The organism is Kitasatospora sp. NPDC059973 (assembly GCF_042737525.1).
Lineage (GTDB): Bacteria > Actinomycetota > Actinomycetes > Streptomycetales > Streptomycetaceae > Kitasatospora.
In genome coordinates, this window is record NZ_JBHWUI010000302.1 from 1 (window position 1) to 5,005 (window position 5,005).

The 5,005-nt window shown below is 72.2% G+C and carries 1 protein-coding gene; it reads left to right on the plus strand.

The window, feature by feature from the left end; translation table 11 throughout:
- The first annotated feature begins 1,391 nt into the window (after positions 1–1,391).
- Positions 1,392–4,961 carry a hypothetical protein gene (locus tag ACFWA9_RS38160; RefSeq protein WP_380393983.1) on the plus strand — a complete coding sequence of 1,190 codons (3,570 nt, stop codon included), beginning with the start codon at positions 1,392–1,394 and terminating at the stop codon, positions 4,959–4,961.
- The last annotated feature ends 44 nt before the right edge of the window (positions 4,962–5,005 follow it).

Sequence of the window (5,005 nt, forward strand, 5' to 3'; positions counted from 1 at the left end):
GCCCATCGGTCCGCTTCGCGGACCGCTCCTCTCCTTCGTCGAGGACTAACTACTAGGTGAAACCCGCCAAACCGTGCACCCCTGTGGATAACTGACTTTCCGCAGGTCAGACCCGCTTTCAGCCCGATTTGGCCTCGGGCCCCCCTCAAGATCGTTTACCGAACCCGCCAAACCGTGCACCCTTTTTCCACAGGCTCGAAATCGAACACAGAGAGGGGGGTGCACGGTTTGGCGGGTTCGGTTCTGACCTGCGAAAAGGGCATTTCTGACGCATGGTCACATGAAAACGGTTTCTATCTGACTGTTCGAGTAATAGTCACCACGAAAGTTTTGACCCTTACAGAGAACGGGGCTTGACGGTGCATCGGGTGGCGGGTTCGGTGCGTTCTCCCTGGTCAGCCCCAAACCCGCCAAACCATGCACCCTTTATCCACAGACCCGCCCGAAAGACCTACACTCGCGAGAACGGACACACCGGCCCCTTAGGCGCGCGCGGGGGTCACTTGGCATCGGTGGACCCACTCGGCGCGTGCGGCCGTCAGAACGGCGGCTAGGCCCCTTCTCGGGCGCATTGCGGCTCGACCCCCTCCGGCGTGTGGTGCGCAGCGTGGCGGGTTCGGAGGCCGGGCCCGTGCACCCCGTGGCGGGTTCGGTGCGGGGCCGGCCCGGTGCACCGGGTGGCGGGAACGGTCGGCGGCGGGTCGGTGCTCGCGGAACGGTCGGGCCCCGGGTGGATCAACTCGGCTTGCCAGAAAGCTAGTTGAGGGCAAATCCGGCGGGTTGCGGGTGTGGCGGGTACGGCCCGCCGGTGGGGGTGCACCGGGTGGCGGGGTGGTCGAGGGGGTGCACGGGTGTGGCGGGAACGGCGGCCGGCCGGTGCACCGGGTGGCGGGAACGGTCGGCGGCGGCCGTGCACCCCGTGGCGGGAACGGCCCGGGGCCGGTGCGGCGCAGCGTGGCGGGAACGGTGGCGGCGGGCCGGCCCCACTCGGGCCGGTTGACGTCGCCTATCAACTCCCTGGGTTAGCCGTGCAGTTGGGCGCGATTCGGTGGCCGTGCACCCTGTGGCGGGTTCGGTGCGGGCCGGCCCCGGTGCACCGGGTGACGGGGTGGTCGAGGGGGTGCACGGGTGTGGCGGGAACGGCGGCCGACCCGGTGCACCGGGTGGCGGGTTCGGTGTCGCCGGTCAACTCGCCTTTGTGTGTTGCTAGTTGGATGCCTGATCGGCCGTGCACCCCGTGGCGGGAACGGTCCGGGCCGGCCCCGTGCACCCGGTGGCGGGTTCGGTGTGGCGGATGGGAGAGTTGAGCTTGCGGAAGTTATATAACTTCCCCTAGAGTGGAGTCATCGCCCACCGGACAAGCCGGGGGGCCGAGTCGAGGAGTGCTCTCCATGGCTGTTGCGTCCGTCGTGAACCCGTCCCGTGAGCTCGGTCAGAAGGGCGCTGCCATGTACAACCGCGAGATGGCAGCGGTTCCCGCCGACCACACCACGGACGTTGGTCTCACCTGGCGCAAGCTCTCGGACGGCCTCAACCACATCGTCACCGCCACGTGGCGCCGGATGGTGTTCAAGGTCGAGGAGCGGATGGTGTCGGGCGCGAACCGCCTGTACGTCACCCGGGACGGGCGGCCGGTGCGTCTGCCCGGGTGGCGTGAGTCGTTCGTGATCGGTAAGGAGAACGCCGAGGCTGCGATCCGGGCGCACGTCGCGAAGCGTCGGGCGGTTGAGCTGGACGCCCGGGCGGCGGTTGCGGCGGCGGCGGACAAGCCTGCGAAGAAGTGGCGCGCTGCGCGGGTCACGCCGCTGCGGCTCAGCATCACCCCGGACAAGGACGGGTTCAAGATCAACGAGTTTGCGCCCGGTGACGTCGTCCGCTGGTCGCGAACGGACGGCCGGAACACCGTCGAGTACATCGGGCAGGTGTGGAGCGAAGCGGGCAGCGACTACAACCGCAACGACCGCACCGACATGACCGGGTATTTCGTCGTGGTGCAGTCGGAGGGCAAGCGGACGCTGTCCCGGCCGCGCGCCGTGCGCATGATCTTCGCGTCCACTCCGGGTGGCACGGTCGGATGGTTCATCGGTGACGCGCAGGTGACGTCGCTCGGCGACGCCGGACACGCACAGCTCGACCTGTTGGAGGAGTACACCCGGGCGCAGTCGGCCCCGGTCGAGCCGGTTGTCGAGACTCCGGCCCCGGTTGTCGCACCGGCCCCGGTGGCGCAGCCGGTCGAGGAGGTGCGCGACCGGTTCGAGCGTGGGGCCGCTGTGTGGGTCGCTCCGGACGCTGGCACGCTCAACGAGCGGTACGTCGGTGAGGTGATGGGCTACACCCGTAACGGGTGCTTCCGGGTGCGGGAAGCGGGTTACGGCACGTCCGTTGACGTTCCCGCCGAGCGTCTGTCCCTCGCGACGGCGGAGGAAGCGGCGGCGGACCGGGCGCGGCAGCAGCAGGAGCGCCAGGAGCGCGCGGCCGAGCAGGAGCGGCGGAACGCCGAGGCGCGGGAGCGCGCGGCGGCGGCCGAGGCTGAGTTCGCCGCGAAGCGGGAAGCGCGGGTTCCCTGCCCGCGCTGCGGTGTGCGGCTCATCGGGATGGCCGGTGCGGGCATGGATAAGTGCGGCAACGGCAAGTGCGGTTACGTGATCGGGTCGTGGACCGGGTTGGCGTGGCGGGACGGGTTCACGTTCGGACTCGTTGACGGGTGCCTGTCCTACGTGCCCAAGACTGCCGAGGAGCTGGAGCGCGACGCGCGGCTCGACGCCATGGGCAAGACGTTCCGCAGCGCGCGCGTGTGGGCGCGGAAGCGGACCGACAAGGACAGCGCGAAGGCGTTCGCCAAGGAGTACGCGACGGGCGGCGGGTCGCTGCCGGTGGACGAGTCGGCGTGGCTTCGGTGGTGCGAGGAGAACGGGAAGGCCCCGGCCGCGCCGGCGGAGAAGTCCGCGGCTTCCGCAGGACTTGACAGGGGCACGGCCAGCGCGCGACCGGTGGACGCCGAGGAGGCGGCCCGGGCTGCCCGGGCGCTGTGCCCGGCGTGCCGGTGCCGCGAGATGGTCGTCGAGGACGGCCGGTGCCAGGGGTGCGGGCACGTTCCCGCCCCGGCGGCGGCCCCGGTCGAGCCGGTGGTCGAGGTGACCCCGGAGACCCCCCGGACGTCCCCGGAACTTGACAGGGGCACGGCCGGCGCGCGACTGCCCGAGCTGGCGAGCACCGAGTACCGCGAGGTGTTCACGTCTGCGGACGGGCGGCTCCGCTACACGCTGCCGACGCTGCCGGACGACTACCCGCACCGCGAGAATCACGAGGCGTACCGCGCCGAGATGCTGTCGAACGTCGCTGCCCAGGAGAAGGGCGCGCCGAAGTGGAAGCCCGCGAAGCACACCGCCCCGAAGGTGCGACTTCCCAAGTCGCCGGACGCTCCGCAGTGGCAGCCCGAGCCGTTCAAGATCGGCGATTGGGTGGAGTGGACGGAGCAGGACGGACAGACCTACTCCGCGTGCGTCTGGTCGCAGGCCCCGGGGGCGAACGACTGGTTTCTGACCAACGACCGGAGCGCGGTCACCGGCGAGTACTGGGTTCTCCACCGGTACAAGCGCACCATGCGGGCCACCGAGTACACGCACACCGTGAACGGGTGCACGGCCCGTTCCCTCTCCGGCGTGGCCCCGGCTCAACTGCCGTTCGAGGACATGGCCGAGGTTCCTGGGGCGACGGTCCCGCCCGCGCCGGTCTCCTACGCGGAGTGGCTTCCGCCCAAGGGGTCGGGTCTGGTCATGCCGGAGCCCGCCCCGGTCGTCGAGGCGGTCGTCGAGGCGGCCCCGGCCGACCCCCGGGCGGCCGAGGACGCGCGGCTCCGCCGTTCCCCGTACCTGTCGGGCGGGATTGCCCGGGTGACGCTGGCCCAGCTGGCGGCCGAGCAGGAGCAGCGCCAGGGACCGCGGTTCGAGCACCGGCAGCGGGTGACCACCCGCAGCGGGAAGCCGGCGGAGTACCGGGGTCTGCGCGGCACCGACGGATTCTGCTGGGTGCTGCTGGACGGCGACACCTACCCCGTTACCGCCCGCGTGGACGAGCTGACGGCGCTTGTCGAGCCGGTGGTCGAGGCGGCCCCGGAGAACCTCCCGACTTCCGGGGGACTTGACAGGGACACCGCCAGCGCGCGACCGGTCGAGCCGGTGGTCGAGGCTGCCCCGGCCGGGGCGGAGCCGACCCCGGCGGCGGTCGCCGAGGAGGAGGCGCGACTCCGGCGGCGCGCGGCCTACCGGATCGCCGATGAGGCAGGGCGGGCCGCGTGGCGGGAAGCGGGCGAGGCGATCCAGGCGCGGCGGCGGGCCGAGCGCGGCCCCGACCCGGAGTTCCCCGGGGCCCTGATCGAGGGGGAGAGCGTCGCCCCGGTGAATCCCGGGTGGGCTCAGGAGTGGTGGGCCCTGCTGGACGGGCACGGGTTCGTCTACGAGATCAACAAGCGCAACCGCTGGCACGTCATGGCGCAGGTCGGCGGGGTCATCCTGGGGACCTCGGTCCCCGTCAGGCTGGAGAACCTCGGCCACTTCGACACCGTCGAGGAGGCGCTCGCGGCGGCCCGCGACCACGCGCAGCAGCGAGCGACGGAGGAAGCCGGGACCATGCTCGTTGAGCGGGTCCGCCGGTTGGCGGCCGTGCCGGTGCAGTTCTCGACGGTCGAGGCCGAGGCGGGGCCGGTCGCGCTCCCCCGGCGGGTCGCCCCGGTGGTCGAGGCGGCCCCGCCCGTGGCCGACCGCGCCCCGGTCGGGGGCGCGGCCCGACCGGGCCCCGTGCGGCCGTCTGACGGCCCGTCCGCAGCCCGTACGGGCGGTGCCGCGCCGGTGCTGCCGGAGTGGGTCGAGGCACTGATCGAGGCGGCCGTCGAGCGGATCGTCGAGGGGGTGCTCGCCCGGTTCGGGCGGGGCCCCGGGGCGGCCCCGGCGGCGGGCCGGTGACCCGGCCGAGGGGGGCCCGGGTGGGGCGGGCCCGTCGGGAGACG